Below are 16390 nucleotides of genomic sequence, written 5' to 3' on the forward strand. Positions count from 1 at the left end.
ATTCTGTGTACCGGGCGTACGTCCGCTGTAACGCTTCCGCGACGCTTCTTTCGCGTACGGTCACGGAACGGGCACCGAGCTTGACGTGTCAGTGCCCTGGGGCAGACTTGGCCGGGAATGACACTTTCGATCACGCCGTTCAGCCGGTGCCGCAGGGGCGGCGCGGCCTGAACAGCCGAGCGCCGGACGGCCAATGGGGGATGCGGAGACATGAGCCAGGACGGCGCACAGGGCCGGTACGCGGGGCGGGCGCTGGCCGGCGGCCGCTACCAGCTGCGCGACTTGCTCGGCGAGGGCGGCATGGCATCGGTGCACCTGGCGTACGACGCCGTGCTCGACCGTCAGGTCGCGGTCAAGACGCTCCACACGGAACTCGGCCGGGAACAGGCCTTCCGTGAGCGCTTCCGCCGCGAGGCGCAGGCCGTGGCCAAGCTCACGCACACCAACATCGTCTCCGTCTTCGACACCGGCGAGGACGATCTGGACGGCATGACGACGCCGTACATCGTCATGGAGTACATCGAGGGCCGCCCGCTGGGCTCCGTCCTCGAGGAGGACATCCGGCAGCACGGCGCCATGCCCGCCGACCAGGCGCTCAAGGTCACCGCCGACGTGCTGGCTGCGCTGGAGATCAGCCACGAGATGGGGCTGGTCCACCGCGACATCAAGCCCGGCAACGTGATGATGACCAAGCGCGGCGTGGTCAAGGTGATGGACTTCGGCATCGCGCGTGCCATGCAGTCCGGCGTCACCTCGATGACCCAGACCGGCATGGTCGTCGGCACCCCGCAGTACCTGTCGCCCGAGCAGGCCCTCGGCCGGGGCGTGGACGCCCGCTCCGACCTGTACTCGGTCGGCATCATGCTGTTCCAGCTGGTCACCGGGCGGCTGCCGTTCGAGGCGGACTCCCCGCTGGCGATCGCGTACGCGCACGTGCAGGAGGAGCCGGTCGCGCCCTCCTCGATCAACCGCGCGCTGCCGCCGGCGGTGGACGCGCTGGTCGCCCGCGCGCTGAAGAAGAACCCGAACGAGCGTTTCCCGACCGCCGAGTCCATGCGCGACGAGTGCCTGCGCGTCGCGGCGTCCTTCCAGGCGGCCCCGCCGAGCATCGTGCCGGGCGCCCCGCAGACGCAGAGCGGTTCCGGCGTGGGTTCCGCGGTGTTCCCGCCGGTCGACCAGGCGACCCCGGCCCCGACCGGCCCGGTCCAGACGCCGTACCAGCCGACGCCCACGCCGAACCCGTACGGCACGCCCGCACCGAACCCGTACGGCACGCCGGCGCCCACCCCGGCCTACGGCTACCCGCAGCAGGGCGGCTACCAGACGCCGGCCGGGGGGTACGGGCAACAGGGGACCTCGACCCCGCCGCCGTACAACATCACGCCCCAGGCGCCCCCGCCGGCGTCCGGCTCGGGCGGTGGCGGCAAGAGCAACAAGCCGGTGATCATCGGCTCGATCGTGGTGTCCGTCGTCGCCGTCGTCGGCCTGATCGCCGCGCTGACGCTGAACGGCGGCGGCAGCGACGACAAGGCGGACAAGGGCGGCCCGAGCACCTCGGCGTCCCCGGCGCACAAGCCGGGCTACCGCGGGCCGGATGAGTCCAAGACGATCGAGAAGTCCGAGTGCACGGAGCCGGAGGAGTCGTACGACGACCCGAAGAAGATCCAGCTGCCGGACTTCCAGTTCAAGAACATCAAGTCGGTCAAGGCGTGCTTCCAGGCGGCGGGCTGGGAGATGAAGGAGATCCACGTCGACGAGAACACGTACGGCGAGGGGACGGTCATGGAGCAGTTCCCCGCCGCGGAGACGGATCTCGACCCGCAGAAGATGCCGACCATCCAGCTCAAGGTGTCGACGGGCAACCCGGCGACCGGCTGAACACGTCGACCGGGCGGGCCCGTTGGCCGGCGCGAGGCCGTCGACCGGGCGAACCCTTCGGCCGCGTGAACCCGTTGGCCGGCGTGAACGGCCGGCGCGTGAGGGACGTATGAAAGAGGGCCCGGCGGGAGAACCGCCGGGCCCTTCACGCTGGTGGTGAACGGAAACTACAGGTAGGGGCCGCCCGAACGGCCGCCCGCGCGCGGGTCGCCGTCGTCCTCGTGGACCGCGCCCGGCGGCAGCGCCCGGCGCATCTGCTCCAGCTGCGCCCGCGCCGCCATCTGCTGCGCGAACAGCGTGGTCTGGATGCCGTGGAACAGCCCTTCCAGCCAGCCCACCAACTGGGCCTGGGCGATCCGCAGTTCCGCGTCGCTCGGGGTGCCCTCGTCGGTGAACGGCAGGGAGAGCCGCTCCAGTTCCTCGACCAGCTCCGGCGCCAGGCCGTCCTCCAGCTCCTTCACCGAGCTGGCGTGGATCTCCTTCAGCCGGACCCGGCTGGCCTCGTCCAGAGGCGCCGCCCGCACCTCCTCCAGAAGCTGCTTGATCATGCTGCCGATCCGCATGACCTTCGCCGGCTGTTCCACCTGTTCCGTCACCGGGATCTCGCGGGAGTCCTCGTCCCCGCCGCCGCCGAGCGCCATGCCGTCCTGGCCCACGACGAGGATCTGCGGGTTCTCCGGCGATCTATCGTTCCTCGGCATCTCCATGCCGCCATTCTCTCGCACCCGTACACCTCACCACCGTGGTGCCCCCTGGTGGGAGTGATCCACCGTGCGAACCCGACGGCGTAATTCAAAATGCCCTGTTCGTCCGTACATGTGACGCTGGATTTCTTCGATTTCTCCGTCGGTCCTCGCCGACTGGGTTCCGGGAGGTCACCGACGTGACTCCATGGCGACGACTCGCGCTCCGCCGCGTACGGCCGCTGCTCGCACTGGGGGCGGTCCTCGCGGCACTCCTGCCGGTGTACGGCACGGCCACGGCGTACGGCGCCGAACCCGGCACCCCCGGCTCGACCGCGTCCGCCTCACGCCCCGCCGCGGACCGGGACTCCTCGGACGGTCACGCCCCGGACGAGCGCTCCTCGGACGAGCACTCCTCGGACGAGCATGCGGCGGGCCGGAGCCAGTCGGCGGGCCGGGACCAGTCGGCCCGGCACTCCGCCGAGCGGCCGGCCCGTACCGCACACCCGGAGGCCACCGACTCCGCCTCCGACCGGTCGGCCCGCGTCGCGCCCCTGTCGGCCTCCGACCCGGCCTCTCCGTCGGCCCCGGCCGAACCGTCGCGGGCCGGGAGCCTGGCAGGGGTGGGGCGCGAGCGGCCGGGACGGCCCGACGGGCCCGCCGACGAAGTCGAGGGTGACGACCCGGACGACACCGGTGACGCGGAGGCCGCCGTCCCCGAGGAGCCGGACACCGCCGACACCCCGGACGGGACAGCGGCGGCCTCCCGGCCGCCCGAGGAGGCCGGGCTGGCCCCCGCGACCCCGCTGCTGCCCGCGGCACCGCACGCCGTCCAGCAGGGTCAGGGCGGCGGGGCGGCACCGACCCTGCGGATCCTGCCCCTGGGCAGCGGCCTCGTCCTCATCGGCCTCGGCCTGGCACTGGCGTTCCTGGGCCTGAGGGCCCGCCGGGGCTGAGCCGCCGCGGCGGGACCGCGGGGCTGAGCGTCGCCGGCAGACCCCTGGTCACGGCAGGCCCGCCCGTCGGACGCTACGGCGTTACCAGCAGCACCTTGCCGATGTGCCCGCTCGCCTCCACCACCCGGTGCGCCTCGGCGGCCTCGGGCATCGGCAGCTCGCGGTCGACGACGGGACGGACGTGCCCGGCGGCCAGCAGCGGCCACACGTGTTCGCGTACGGCCGCCACGATCGACGCCTTCTCGCCCAGCGGGCGTGCCCGCAGCGAGGTGGCGCTGATGGCGGCCCGCTTGGTGAGCAGCGCGCCGATGTTCAGCTCGCCCTTGGCACCGCCCTGCATGCCGATGATCGCGAGCCGACCGCTGACGGCGAGGGCCTGGACGTTGCGGTCGAGGTACTTGGCGCCCATGTTGTCGAGGATGACGTCGGCGCCGGCTCCGTCCGTGGCCTGCTTGATCTCGGCGACGAAGTCCTGCTCGCGGTAGTTGACGAGCACGTCCGCGCCGAGCCGGGCGCAGTACTCCAGCTTCTCCTTCGTCCCGGCGGTCACCGCGACCTTGCCACCGACGGCCTTGGCGAGCTGGATCGCCATGGTGCCGATCCCGCTGGATCCGCCGTGCACGAGCAGCGTCTCCCCCGGGCGCAGGTGGGCGATCATGAAGACGTTGGACCAGACGGTGCTCACCACTTCGGGCAGCGCCGCGGCGTGCCGGAGGTCGACTCCGGCGGGCACGGGCAGCAGCTGACCGGCCGGAACGGCGACCTTCTGGGCGTATCCGCCGCCAGAGAGCAGGGCGCACACCTCGTCGCCGACGGCCCAGCCGGAGACGCCGGGTCCGAGCGCGGCGATCCGGCCGGAGCACTCCAGGCCGGGGTAGGGGGACGCGCCGGGCGGCGGGTTGTAGAAGCCCTGGCGCTGCAGGATGTCGGCGCGGTTGACTGCGCTGGCCACCACCTCGACCAGCACCTCGCCCTCGCCGGGCACCGCATCGGGGACCTCGTCCCACACCAGCGCCTCGGGACCACCAGGTTCGGGAATCGTGATCGCATACATGCCGGCGACGCTACTCCGCGCCGGTGCCGACCGGCCGGCAGGCCCGCTCAGTCCTGCGGCAGGGGGCGGGTGTCCGGGGTGACGGGGGTGCCGGGGGTCACGCGGACGATGGTGATCAGCCGGTCCGTCAGCTGGAGGGTGCCGACGGCCGGATCGTCGTAGCCGAGCACGCGGTGTCCGCGGACGACGCTCACCACCAGGTCGTCGGTCTCGCGCGGCGCCCTGCCCGCCTCGGCGCGGACGACGGGACGTTCGACGATGTCCAGGCCGCTGCCCTGCTGGATGAGGTCCTCCATGACCATGCCGGCGGCGGGGCTGAGGACGGACAGGCCGAGGAGCCGGCCGGCGGCGCTGGCGCTGGTGATGACGGCGTCGGCGCCGGACTGCCGGAGCAGCGGCGCGTTCTCCTCCTCGCGCACGGTGGCGACGATCTTGGCGCTGCGGTTGAGCTGCCGGGCCGTCAGGCTGACGAGGACGGCGGTGTCGTCGCGCTGCGTGGCGACGATGATCTGCCGGGCCCGGTGCACCTCGGCTCGTTTGAGGACCTCGCTCCGGGTGCCGTCGCCTATGACGCCCGCGTAGCCCTCGTTCGTCGCCGCGTCGATGGCCTTGGAACTGGGGTCGACCACGACGACCTGCTCCTTGCGCAGGCCGGTCGCGCAGACGGTCTGGACGGCCGACCGGCCCTTGGTGCCGAAGCCGATGACGACGGTGTGGTCACGCAAGGTGGACCTCCAGCGGGTCACGCGCCATTCCTCCCGGGTGCGTTCGGTGAGGACCTCCAGCGTGGTGCCGACCAGGATGATCAGGAACAGCACGCGCAGGGGTGTGATGACGAGGATGTTGGTCAGCCGGGCGCCGTCGCTGACCGGGGTGATGTCGCCGTATCCGGTGGTGGAGAGGGTGACGGTGGCGTAGTAGAACGCGTCGAGGAGGTCGACGGGACCGTCGGAGCTGTCGCGGTAGCCGTCGTGGTCGGCGTAGACGACGAACGCGGTGGCCAGCAGCACCAGCAGGGCCATGAGGAGCCGTCTGACGACCTGGCGGATGGGACGCTCCACCACTTTCCTCGGGAGTTTCACCCGATGGGTCACCAGATGTTCGTCCGCCTGGCGGGCGATGGCGTCATGGCCCGGAAGTTTCACGTGAAACACACCCCGATTCCGGCGGCCGCCCACGGCAGGTCCAGCAGCTCCGTCTCCTCACCCTGCCGGGCGCCGCCCGGGGGTACGACGGCCAGCGCGTCGGCGGCGGCGATTCCGCGCAGCATGGCCGGACCGTTGTAGTGCAGCGGAACGGCGTCGTCGCCGCGCAGCACCACGGGGACGAGCCGGGTGTCGTACGGGTGTCCGTGCACGGCCTCCTTGAGCGGCAGCGTGTACGGCTCCGGGGCGGGGTGGGCGGCAAGGGTCCGTAGCAGGGGCTCGGCGAGCGTGAGCAGGCCGGAGACGGCCGCGAGCGGGTTGCCGGGTAGGCCGACCAGGTGCTGGTCCTCCTTGGTGCGGGCCAGCAGCATGGGGTGGCCGGGGCGCACCTTCACGCCGTCGACGAGCAGCTCGGCGCCGATGCGTTCCAGGGTGGGGTGGACGTGGTCGACGGGTCCGGCGGCGGTTCCGCCGGTGGTGATGACGAGATCGGCCGTGGAACCGGTGACGGCTGTCAGCAGGGCTTTCGCGTCATCGCCCAGCCGGCGTACGGCGGTCACCTCGGCGCCCATCGCGCGCAGCCAGGGCGGCAGCATCGGGCCGAGCGCGTCCCGGATCAGCCCGTCGTGCGGCTGTCCCTCGGTCATCAGTTCGTCGCCCAGGACCAGGACCTCGACGCGGGGTCGGGGTACGGCGGTGAGCGTGTCGTATCCGGCGGCCGCGGCCAGGCCGAGGACGGCGGGGGTGACGAGGGTGCCGACGGGCAGCAGTTGGTCGCCGGTGCGGCACTCCTGGCCGCGCGGGCGGATGTCCTGGCCGTGGCCTGCGTCCCTGGTGGGGTGCAGACGGCCCTTGGCGTCGAGGCGGCCGTGCTCGCTGCGCAGGACGGCGGTGGTCTCGGCCGGGACGCGGGCGCCGGTGGCGATGCGCACGGCCTCGCCGTCGGTGAGCGGGTCGGGCTGCGCGTGCCCGGCGAGGACGCCCTCGTCCCGTACTCGCCAGGGGGCCGGTCCGGAGACCGCCCAGCCGTCCATCGCGGAGGTGTCGAAGGAGGGCAGGTCGGTGAGCGCGTCGAGGGGTGCGGCCAGGACCAGGCCGAGTGCGTCGCCGAGCGTGACGGAGACGGGGGGCCGGCGGGGTCCTGAGCGGGCCGCGCGGGCGGCGACGTCCCGGGCCCGGGGCCAGGGGGTGGCCTGGTGGCGGTCGCCCCGGTGGCCGCCCCTGTGATCGCCCTGGTGCTCGTCCCCTTGGTCGCCGCGCGGGGCGGGGGTGTGCCCGGCGGCGCTGTCGTCCTTGCGTTCCCGCACGAGGGCGAGGGCCTCCTCGACATCGAGGTCGTCGGTGTCCGCGGGCGCTTGGGCCCGGGTTCCGGGGGCGGTCATCCGGCGTCCGGGCCGCTGGGGCCCCCTTCGTTCTCTTCCTCCCAGCGCAGGGCCAGCGCGGCGGCCTTGCGGGCGGCCTCGGCGACCGCCTCGGGGCCCCCCTCGCCCCGGGCGGCGGCATAGCCGACGAGGAAGGTGGTCAGCGGGGCGGCGGGGCGGGCGACGCCGTGCGCCGCGTCGCGGGCCAGGTCGAGGAGGACGCCTGTGTCGACGTCCAGGTCGATGCCCAGTTCGTCCTTGACTGCGGAGATCCATTCATCCAACACGTGCCCATGCTCCCTGATGCGTGCCCTGGCGTCGGCGATGTCGTCCCAGGTGTCGCAGTCGAAGGACGCGAGCGGGTCCGGGACGCGGGTGAGGTGGAGGGCGCCGGTCAGCCGGCGCAGGGGCAGACCGGTCAGGCCGCCGGGCGCCGCGGCGAGCGCCGTCAGCTCGCGGCGCAGCGCGGCGGTGCGGTAGGCGGCGACGAGCGGCTGGTCGCGTCCGTCGGCGTCGGTGAGCAGCGCGCCGTCGGCACCGGTGTCCCGCAGGGCCGTCAACAGCCGCCGCAGGGTGGCGGCTTCGAGGAACGGCAGGTCGGCGGAGAGTACGACGGCGTGGTCGGCGGTGGTGTGCCGCAGTCCGGCGTCCAGCGCGGCGACGGGTCCGGCGCCGGGCGGCTCCTCGCGCGCCCAGCGCACCGGGCGGCCGGTGGGCCGGGGGCCGGCCACGACGACGGTCGTGGCCGCGTCGGCGCAGGCCGCGAGCACGCGGTCGAGCAGCGGGCGCCCGCCGACCCGCACGGCCGGTTTGTCGGCACCGCCGAGCCGCCGGGCGGCACCGCCGGCCAGCACGACGGCGTCGTACGGCGCGGCGGGCCCGGAGTCCCCGGGGGCGGCCGGGGCTGCCGTGGCGGCGGGGCGCTCCGTGGCAGCCGGGCCGTCCGTGGCGGCGGGGGCGGTGTCGGTCACCCCCCGAGTATGTCCTCTCGGCCGGTGTTATTTGAATGGGTCACAGAGTGCGCAGCAGCACCGCCGGCTGTTCCACACAGTCGGCCACGTACCTCAGGAAGCCGCCGGCCGTGCCGCCGTCGCACACCCGGTGGTCGAAGGTGAGGGAGAGCTGCACGACCTGCCGGACGGCCAGCTCGCCCTCGTGCACCCACGGCTTGGGGATGATGCGGCCGACGCCGAGCATCGCGGCCTCGGGGTGGTTGATGATCGGCGTGGAGCCGTCGACGCCGAACACGCCGTAGTTGTTCAACGTGAAGGTGCCGCCGGTGAGTTCCCCAGGGGTCAGGGTTCCGGTCCGGGCGGACTCGGTGAGCCGGGCGAACTCCGCGGTCAGCGACTCGGCGTCGCGCGCGTGGGCGTCCCGGACGACCGGGACCACCAGCCCGCGCTCGGTCTGCGCGGCGAACCCGAGGTGCACGTGGTCGAGTTGGACGACCTCGCGAGCCTCGGTGTCGACGTAGGAGTTCAGCTCGGGGAAGCGGGCCAGGGCGGCGGTGCAGACGCGGGCGAGCAGCGCGAGGAGGGAGATCTTCGGCGCTCCGGCGGCGTTCATGGCGGTCCGCGCGCGCATGAGTTCCGTGGCGTCGGCGTCGACCCAGCAGGTGGCGTCCGGGATCTCCCGGCGGCTGCGGGAGAGTTTGTCGGCCACGGCGCCGCGCACGCCCTTGAGGGGGACGCGCAGTCCGTCGCGGTCGGCGCCGCCGCCGCGGACGGCGGGGGCCGGGGCTAGGGCCGCGGGGGCGGGCGTGGCGTCCTTGGCGCGCAGGGCGCCCTCGACGTCGGCCCGCAGGATCAGCCCGTCGGGGCCGGATCCGGACAGCCGGCGCAGGTCCAGGCCGCCCTCGCGGGCGAGCCGGCGCACTAGCGGGGAGATCACCGGCACCGGCCCGTCGGCGAACGCCGGCGCGGGGGCCGGGGCGGGCGCGCTCACACGCGCGTGGGGCGCGGGAGCGGCGGGTTCGGGCCGCTGCGAGGGGCCCTTCCTCGGGCCCGCCGTGCCGTTCCGGGGAACCGTGGCGTCCCGGTCGGGCGCGTCGTCGCGGCGGCCCGGGCCCGCCGTCGTGGTGCGGACCCGGCGGCGCCGGGCCGCAGGGGCCTGGGTGCCGTAGCCGACGAGGACGTTGCCGGACCCCTCCGAGTCGCCGTCCGCCACGGTGGCGGACTCGCCGACCGCGACCGTCAGCAGCGGGGCGCCGACGGGCAGTTCGGTGCCCTCCTCGCCGAAGCGGGCGGTGACCACGCCGCCGTACGGGCAGGGGACCTCGACCATCGCCTTGGCCGTCTCGACCTCGACGACCGGCTGGTCGACGGCGACCACGTCACCGACCTGCACCAGCCAGCGGACGATCTCCGCCTCGGTCAGGCCCTCCCCGAGGTCGGGGAGCTTGAACTCCAGCACCTGTGCCATCAGCTCTCGGCCTCCCACTGCAGACGCGCGACGGCGTCCAGGATGCGGTCGACGCCGGGCAGGTGGTGCCGCTCCAGCATCGGCGGCGGATAGGGGATGTCGAATCCGGCCACGCGCAGCACGGGTGCCTCCAGGTGGTGGAAGCAGCGCTCGGTGACGCGGGCCGCGATCTCGCCGCCCGGCCCGCCGAACCCGGTCGACTCGTGGACGACGACCGCCCGGCCGGTGCGCCGTACGGAGGCGCAGACCGTCTCGTCGTCGAACGGCACCAGGGAGCGCAGGTCGACGACCTCCAGGTCCCAGCCCTCCGCCTGCGCGGCCTCGGCGGCCTCCAGGCAGACGGGGACCGACGGGCCGTAGGTGATCAGCGTGGCGCTGCGGCCGGTCCGCCGGACCACCGCCCGCCCGATGGGCTCGACCTCGGTGGGGTGCTCGGGGTTCCAGGAGTCCTTCGACCAGTACAGCCGCTTGGGCTCCAGGAAGACCACCGGGTCGTCGGAGGCGATGGCCTCGCGCAGCATCCCGTAGGCGTCGGCGATGGTCGCGGGCGTGACCACGTGCAGGCCCGGGGTGGCCATGTAGTAGGCCTCGGAGGAATCGCTGTGGTGCTCGACGCCGCCGATGCCGCCGCCGTAGGGGATGCGCACCGTGATTGGCAGGGGCATCTTGCCGCGGGTGCGGTTGCGCATCCGGGACACATGGCTGACCAGCTGCTCGAACGCCGGGTAGGCGAAGGCGTCGAACTGCATCTCGACGACCGGGCGCAGGCCGTACATGGCCATGCCGACGGCGGCCCCGAGGATGCCGGCCTCGGCCAGCGGGGTGTCGGTGCAGCGGTCCTCGCCGAACTCCTTGGCGAGTCCGTCGGTGACCCGGAAGACACCGCCGAGCGTGCCGACGTCCTCGCCCATGACGTGCACGGTGGGGTCGGCGGCCATCGCGTCGCGCAGCGCGCGCGTGAGGGCCTGCGCCATGGTGGCGGGCTTGACGGCGACGGTGGTCATCGCAGGTCGCCTTCCTGGTCGTCCAGGTCGCCCTGGTCGTCGTGCTCGGCCTCCAGCTCGGCACGCAACAGGGCGCGCTGCTCGCGCAGTTGCGCGGTGGTCTCGGCGTACACGTGGTCGAAGAGGTCCATCGGGTTCAGTTCGGCGTCCCGGTTCATGCGCGCGCGCAGGTCGGCCGCCATGGCCTCGGCGTCCTCGCGGGCGGCCTCGATGCCGCTCTCGTCGAGCAGCCCGCGCTCGGTCAGTTCGCGTTCCAGCAGCTGGACCGGGTCGTGGTCGCGCCAGGCGTCGACCTCGCCGTCGCCCCGGTAGCGGGTGGCGTCGTCGGCGTTGGTGTGGGCGTCGATGCGGTACGTCACGGCCTCGATGAGGGTCGGGCCGCCGCCCGCGCGCGCGTGGCGCACGGCGTCGCCGATGACCTCGTACATGGCGGCGGCGTCGTTGCCGTCGACCAGCCGGCCCGGCATGCCGTATCCGACGGCCTTGTGGGCGAGGGAGGGGGCGGCGGTCTGCTTGGCCAGCGGGACGGAGATGGCGAAGCCGTTGTTCTGCACGAGGAAGACGACCGGCGCCTGCCACACGGCGGCGAAGTTCAGCGCCTCGTGGAAATCGCCCTCGCTGGTGCCGCCGTCGCCGATCATGGCGAGCGCGACGACGTCGTCGCCCTTGAGGCGGGCGGCGTGCGCGAGGCCGACGGCGTGCGGGAGCTGCGTGGCCAGCGGGGTGCTGAGCGGCGCCACCCGGTGCTCGTGCGGGTCGTAGCCGGTGTGCCAGTCGCCGCGCAGCAGCGTGAGGGCCTCGACCGGGTCCACGCCGCGGGCGACGACCGCGAGGGTGTCGCGGTAGCTGGGGAACAGCCAGTCGCGCTCCTCCAGGGCCATCGCGGCGGCGACCTCGCAGGCCTCCTGGCCGGTGGTGGAGGGGTAGACGGCCAGCCGGCCCTGCTTGGTCAGCGCGGTGGCCTGCGCATTGTAGCGGCGACCGCGCACCAGCTGGGCGTAGAGCCTGCGCAGCAGGTCCGGGTCGGCCTTGCCGGCCGCCTCGGTGCCGAGGACGCGGTAGGGCTCGGCGTCGGGCAGCAGCGGCGCGGGGTCCATGCGGGGCTGCCAGGCGGGCGGCGGCGCGGGCCGGTATCCGCCTCGCTGCTCCAAGACCGTCATGACGGCACCTCCTCGGGGGAGTGGCTACGGGAGGCGCGTCGACTGTGAGGCGCCTCACCTACCGATTGTTCGGTCGTCGGCACATTTTGGCTACAGGCACCGGCAGGCTGTGGACAAACGGTTCTTCACAGCCTGGAATGAACGCAGGACGTCCACGGCGGTGAAGCGGGGGGACATGGCACCTGAACAAATGGCCGGAGGACCGGACGGCGACGCCCTGCTGCCGGCGCCGCGCCCGCTGGATTCCATCGACCAGGACATCCTGAAGATCCTGCAATCGGACGGCCGCGCCTCGATACGGTCCGTGGCCGAACGGGTGCACGTCTCGCGCGCGAACGCGTACGCGCGCATCAACCGGCTCGTCGAGGACGGGGTGATCCGGGGTTTCGGCGCCCGCGTCGACCACGAGCGGGCCGGGCACGGCACGTCTGCGTACATCACCCTGAAGATCGTCCAGAACACCTGGCGCACGGTCCGCGAGCAGCTGCGCCAGCTGCCCGGCGCCTCCCACATCGCCCTGGTGGGCGGCGACTTCGACGTGCTGCTCCTGGTGCACACGCCCGACAACCGGGCGCTGCGCGAGGTGGTGCTGACCCGGCTCCAGGCGCTCCCCGAGGTGCTGAGCACGCGCACGCTGCTGGTGTTCGAGGAGGAGGACCTGGAGCCGGAGGACTGAGCCGGGAGCTCCGCCCGGGGTGTGGTGCGCCTCCCCGGGGTGTGGTGCGTGGTGCGCCTCAGTCCCGCCGCAGGCCCGAGAACACCAGCCGTACGACCGCGTCGGCCACCTCGCGCTCGTCGGCGCCCCGCGTGTCCGGGCGGTACCACTCCACGATGGAGTTGACCATTCCGAAGACCAGCCGGGTGGCCAGCCGCACCTCCACGTCGGCGCGCACGTCACCCTCGGCGGCCGCCGCGCTCAGCAGCTCGGCGACCCGGTGGTCGAAGTCGCGGCGCCGCTCCAGCGCCCACCGCTCGGTGTCGGTGTTGCCCCGCACGCGCAGCAGCAGCGTCACATAGGGCAGCTCGGTTATGAGCACCTCGACCATGCGGCGGACGACGTATTCCAGCCGGTCCGCGGGGCGCCCCACGCGCGCGTGCTCCTCGCCGAGGATCCCGAAGAGGCCGTCGAGCGCCCGGCTGACGGCGCGGCGCAGCAGCTCCTCCTTGCCGCTGACGTGGTGGTAGATCGACGACTTGGAGATGCCGGCCGCCTTGGACAGGTGCTCCATGGAGGTGCCGTCGTAGCCGCGCTCGTTGAAGACCCGGACGGCGACCGTGAGCAGCGTCTCCGGGGTGTAGGTGTCCCGCCGGGCCGTGGTCATGAGGTGCCCTCCCGCTTCTCGGAGGCGTAGGCGTGCCGGTACAGCGCCAGGGAGGGCGCGTAGCGGCCGGAGGGGTCGCGCTCGTGCAGCTCGTCCAGCACCCCGCAGGCCCAGCCGCGGCCGAGCGAGCGGCTCCACTCGAAGGGGCCGAGCGGGTAGTTGACGCCGAGCCGCATCGCGGTGTCGATGTCCTCCTCGGTGGCGACGCCCTTGGCGACGGCGTCGTGCGCGAGGTCGATGATCCGGGCGACCGTGCGGGCGACGATCATGCCGGGGACGTCCCCGATCACGCTGACGTCCTTGCCGAGCGCCTGGAAGAGCCCGACGGCCTCGGCGAGGGTCTGCGGAGAGGTGTCCTGGGAGGCGGACAGGGCGACACGGGTGGCCTTGCGGTAGTCGAAGGCGAGGTCGAAGTAGACGACGTCCCGGAACTCCACGGAGGTCTGGCCGTCGGCGAGGACCAGCTGGCCGCCGCTGGGCAGCACCAGACGGGTGCCGTGGTCCTCGTCGTCCGCACGGACCTGGATGCCGGCCTCGCGGATCAGCGTGAGCAGCTCGCCGGCGGGCTCCAGGGTGCCCTCGGCGACCACGTAGGCGGGGGGCTGCTCCTTGTCGGCGGTGTGCGGTTCGGGCCGCTCGGCTCCGTCCGCGTAGTCGTACCAGCCGTGCCCGGACTTGCGGCCGAGCCGGCCGGACTCGACGAGCCGGCGCTGGGCGAGGGAGGGCGTGAAGCGGACGTCCTGGAAGAAGGACTGCCACACCGAGTGGGTGACGGACTCGTTGACGTCCTGACCGATGAGGTCGGTCAGCTCGAACGCGCCCATCCTGAAGCCGCCGCACTCGCGCAGGACGGCGTCGATGGTGGCCGGGTCGGCGCCCTGGGCCTCGTACACGGCGAACGCCTCGGCGTAGAAGGGCCGGGCGATGCGGTTGACGATGAAGCCGGGGGTGTCCGCGCAGGCCACCGGGGTCTTGCCCCAGGTGCGGGCCATCTCGTACGCGCGCGTGGCCGACGTGACGTCGGTGGCGAACCCGGAGACGACCTCGACCAGCGGCAGGAGCGGGGCCGGGTTGAAGAAGTGCAGGCCGACGAAGCGGCCGGGGTTGCGCAAGGCGCCGCCGATCGCCGTGACCGACAGCGAGGAGGTGTTGGTGGCGAGCAGGCAGTCGTCGGAGACGATCTCCTCCAGCTCGCGGAAGAGCTGCTGTTTGACGTCCAGGCGCTCCAGGACGGCCTCGACGACCAGCGTGCAGTCCGCCAGTTCGGCGAGGCTGTCCGCGGGCGTGAGACGGGCGCGGGCCGCGTCCCGGTCGGCGCCGGTGAGCCGGTCCTTGGCCACGAGCCGGTCCAGGCGGGCGCCGATGGCGTCGGCCGCCTGGCGGGCCCGCCCGGGGACGGCGTCGTAGAGCCGCACCGGATGGCCGGCGACCAGCGCGACCTGGGCGATGCCCTGGCCCATGGTGCCGGTGCCGACGACGGCCACGGGGCTGCTGAGGTCAGGAGCTGTCATGTGCGCGATCCTCCCGCACGGGGTTTTCCACAGATGCGGCGGACCCCCTTGTACCGACCGATCGTTCGGTTACTCTAGCCCTGTCCGCCTGTTCCTGCCTCTGTTTCCGCGCAGGTCGTGAACTCGACGAAGAGTTCTTCAGACGAGGAGTTGGTCCCGCATGGCCGCCGAACTGACCGCGCACGAGCTGATCGCCAAGCACCGGCCCACACTCGACCAGGCCCTGGAAGCGATCCGCACGCGCGCGTACTGGTCCCCGCACCCCGAGCACCCCAAGGCGTACGGCGAGAACGGCAGCCTGGACGCGGCGGCCGGCAAGGCAGCCTTCGACGCCCTGCTGGGCACCCGCCTCGACCTCGGCCAGCCCGGCACGGACGACTGGGTGGGCGGCGAGCGCTCCCCGTACGGCATCGACCTGGACGTCAGCTACCCGCACGCCGACCTGGACGTGCTGCTGCCCGCCATGAAGGCCGGGCAGCGCGCCTGGCGGGACGCGGGCGCCGAGACCCGCGCCGTGGTCTGCCTGGAGATCCTCAAGCGGATCAGCGACCGGACGCACGAGTTCGCGCACGCGGTCATGCACACCAGCGGCCAGGCCTTCATGATGGCGTTCCAGGCGGGCGGCCCGCACGCCCAGGACCGCGGCCTGGAAGCGGTCGCGTACGCGTACGTGGAGCAGGTGCGCACGCCCGACGCGGCGGAGTGGACCAAGCCGCAGGGCAAGCGCGACCCGCTGGCCCTGACCAAGCAGTTCACGCCCGTCCCGCGCGGCATCGGCCTGGTCATCGGCTGCAACACCTTCCCCACCTGGAACGGCTACCCGGGCCTGTTCGCCTCGCTGGCCACCGGCAACGCGGTCCTGGTCAAGCCCCACCCGCGCGCGGTGCTGCCGCTCGCGCTCACCGTGCAGGTCGCCCGGCAGGTGCTGACCGAGGCCGGCTTCGACCCGAACCTGGTCGCGCTGGTCGCCGAGCGCCCCGGCGAGGGCATCGCCAAGACGCTCGCCACCCGCCCCGAGATCAGGATCATCGACTACACGGGTTCGACGTCCTTCGGCGACTGGCTGGAGGCCAACGCCCGCCAGGCGCAGGTCTACACCGAGAAGGCCGGCGTCAACACGGTGATCGTGGAGTCCACGAACGCCTACAAGGGGATGCTCTCCAACCTGGCGTTCTCGCTGTCCCTCTACAGCGGCCAGATGTGCACCACCCCGCAGAACCTGCTCATCCCGCGCGACGGCATCCGCACCGACGAGGGCCCCAAGACCTTCGACGAGGTGACCGCGGACATCGCCCGCGCGGTCGACGGCCTGCTCGGCGACGACGCCCGCGCCAACGCCCTGCTGGGCGCCATCGTCAACCCGGACGTGACGTCCCGACTGGAGGCGGCGGCCGGGCTCGGCGAGGTCGCCCTCGCCTCCCGCGAGATCGCCAACCCGGAGTTCCCGGACGCCGTCGTGCGCACGCCCGTCCTGGTCAAGCTGGACGGGGCCAAGCCCGACGACGAGGCCGCCTACATGAGCGAGTGCTTCGGCCCGGTCTCCTTCGCCGTCGCCGTCGACTCGGTCGATGACGCGGTCGAGCTGCTGCGCCGCACGGTCCGTGAGAAGGGCGCCATGACGGTCGGGGCGTACACCAGCGACGCCGAGGTCGAGCAGACCGTCCAGGAGGTGTGCCTGGAGGAGGCCGCCCAGCTCTCGCTCAACCTGACCGGCGGGGTGTACGTGAACCAGACCGCCGCCTTCTCCGACTTCCACGGCTCGGGCGGCAACCCGGCGGCGAACGCGGCCCTGTGCGACGGCGCCTTCGTGGCGAACCGCTTCCGGGTCGTCGAGGTCCGCCGGGAGGCGTGAGGCCACCGAGGGCGTGAGTCCTCCGAGGGGCGCGCGTGTGCGC

Annotated in this window: 14 protein-coding genes; 4 read left to right on the forward strand and 10 right to left on the reverse strand. The window is 73.2% G+C overall.

Translation table 11 applies throughout. The features are described 5' to 3' along the window. Nucleotides 1-210: 210 nt before the first annotated feature. Nucleotides 211-1878, forward strand: a complete 1668-nt coding sequence (locus DBP14_RS16180) for a protein kinase (protein ID WP_129307905.1) — start codon at nucleotides 211-213, stop codon at nucleotides 1876-1878. Between the two features lie 167 nt (nucleotides 1879-2045). Here the strand turns inward: DBP14_RS16180 and DBP14_RS16185 are convergent, their stop codons facing one another. After that, nucleotides 2046-2585 (reverse strand): bacterial proteasome activator family protein, encoded by a 540-nt coding sequence (locus tag DBP14_RS16185; protein ID WP_129307906.1) that lies wholly within the window; start codon nucleotides 2583-2585, stop codon nucleotides 2046-2048. 176 nt (nucleotides 2586-2761) lie between these two features. On the opposite strand from DBP14_RS16185, the gene DBP14_RS16190 reads away from it, so the two are divergent. Further along, entirely contained in the window at nucleotides 2762-3517 is a 756-nt protein-coding gene (locus DBP14_RS16190) for a hypothetical protein (RefSeq protein ID WP_129307907.1), read from the forward strand. Nucleotides 3518-3590: 73 nt separating this feature from the next. Here DBP14_RS16190 and DBP14_RS16195 read toward each other — a convergent pair whose 3' ends face one another. The 7 genes from DBP14_RS16195 to pdhA all read right to left on the reverse strand — a co-directional run bounded on the left by DBP14_RS16195 (nucleotide 3591) and on the right by pdhA (nucleotide 11662). After that, complete coding sequence (locus DBP14_RS16195) at nucleotides 3591-4571, reverse strand: NAD(P)H-quinone oxidoreductase (protein ID WP_129307908.1); 981 nt, start codon at nucleotides 4569-4571, stop codon at nucleotides 3591-3593. A gap of 47 nt (nucleotides 4572-4618) precedes the next feature. Next, the gene (locus DBP14_RS16200; protein ID WP_129307909.1) at nucleotides 4619-5716 is read right to left on the reverse strand and encodes a potassium channel family protein; all 1098 of its coding nucleotides are present in this window, start codon (nucleotides 5714-5716) and stop codon (nucleotides 4619-4621) included. Further along, the gene (locus tag DBP14_RS16205; RefSeq protein WP_129307910.1) at nucleotides 5713-7098 is read right to left on the reverse strand and encodes a molybdopterin molybdotransferase MoeA; all 1386 of its coding nucleotides are present in this window, start codon (nucleotides 7096-7098) and stop codon (nucleotides 5713-5715) included. Before DBP14_RS16205 ends, DBP14_RS16200 begins: the two co-directional genes overlap by 4 nt. Beyond that, nucleotides 7095-7931 carry an NTP transferase domain-containing protein gene (locus DBP14_RS16210; RefSeq protein WP_129311902.1) on the reverse strand — a complete coding sequence of 279 codons (837 nt, stop codon included), beginning with the start codon at nucleotides 7929-7931 and terminating at the stop codon, nucleotides 7095-7097. The genes DBP14_RS16205 and DBP14_RS16210 overlap by 4 nt, the downstream gene beginning before the upstream one ends. Nucleotides 7932-8088: 157 nt before the next feature. After that, nucleotides 8089-9498 carry a dihydrolipoamide acetyltransferase family protein gene (locus DBP14_RS16215; RefSeq protein WP_129307911.1) on the reverse strand — a complete coding sequence of 470 codons (1410 nt, stop codon included), beginning with the start codon at nucleotides 9496-9498 and terminating at the stop codon, nucleotides 8089-8091. Continuing rightward, complete coding sequence (locus DBP14_RS16220; protein ID WP_129307912.1) at nucleotides 9498-10502, reverse strand: alpha-ketoacid dehydrogenase subunit beta; 1005 nt, start codon at nucleotides 10500-10502, stop codon at nucleotides 9498-9500. Before DBP14_RS16220 ends, DBP14_RS16215 begins: the two co-directional genes overlap by 1 nt. After that, entirely contained in the window at nucleotides 10499-11662 is a 1164-nt protein-coding gene (gene pdhA, locus DBP14_RS16225) for a pyruvate dehydrogenase (acetyl-transferring) E1 component subunit alpha (protein WP_129307913.1), read from the reverse strand. Before pdhA ends, DBP14_RS16220 begins: the two co-directional genes overlap by 4 nt. A gap of 190 nt (nucleotides 11663-11852) precedes the next feature. Between pdhA and DBP14_RS16230 the strand changes: the two genes are divergently transcribed. After that, nucleotides 11853-12338 (forward strand): Lrp/AsnC family transcriptional regulator, encoded by a 486-nt coding sequence (locus DBP14_RS16230; protein ID WP_129311903.1) that lies wholly within the window; start codon nucleotides 11853-11855, stop codon nucleotides 12336-12338. 58 nt (nucleotides 12339-12396) lie between these two features. On the opposite strand, the gene DBP14_RS16235 is transcribed toward DBP14_RS16230, so the two are convergent. Both DBP14_RS16235 and DBP14_RS16240 read right to left on the reverse strand, forming a co-directional pair. Continuing rightward, nucleotides 12397-12984, reverse strand: a complete 588-nt coding sequence (locus DBP14_RS16235; protein ID WP_129307914.1) for a TetR/AcrR family transcriptional regulator — start codon at nucleotides 12982-12984, stop codon at nucleotides 12397-12399. Further along, complete coding sequence (locus DBP14_RS16240; protein WP_129307915.1) at nucleotides 12981-14495, reverse strand: 3-hydroxyacyl-CoA dehydrogenase; 1515 nt, start codon at nucleotides 14493-14495, stop codon at nucleotides 12981-12983. The genes DBP14_RS16235 and DBP14_RS16240 overlap by 4 nt, the downstream gene beginning before the upstream one ends. Nucleotides 14496-14655: 160 nt before the next feature. Here DBP14_RS16240 and paaN point away from each other — a divergent pair, with 160 nt between their 5' ends. Further along, a complete protein-coding gene (paaN, locus tag DBP14_RS16245) occupies nucleotides 14656-16347 on the forward strand; it encodes a phenylacetic acid degradation protein PaaN (protein WP_129307916.1) in 1692 nt (563 codons plus the stop codon). Nucleotides 16348-16390: the final 43 nt, after the last annotated feature.

It is taken from the genome of Streptomyces sp. L2 (assembly GCF_004124325.1).
Taxonomy (GTDB): domain Bacteria; phylum Actinomycetota; class Actinomycetes; order Streptomycetales; family Streptomycetaceae; genus Streptomyces.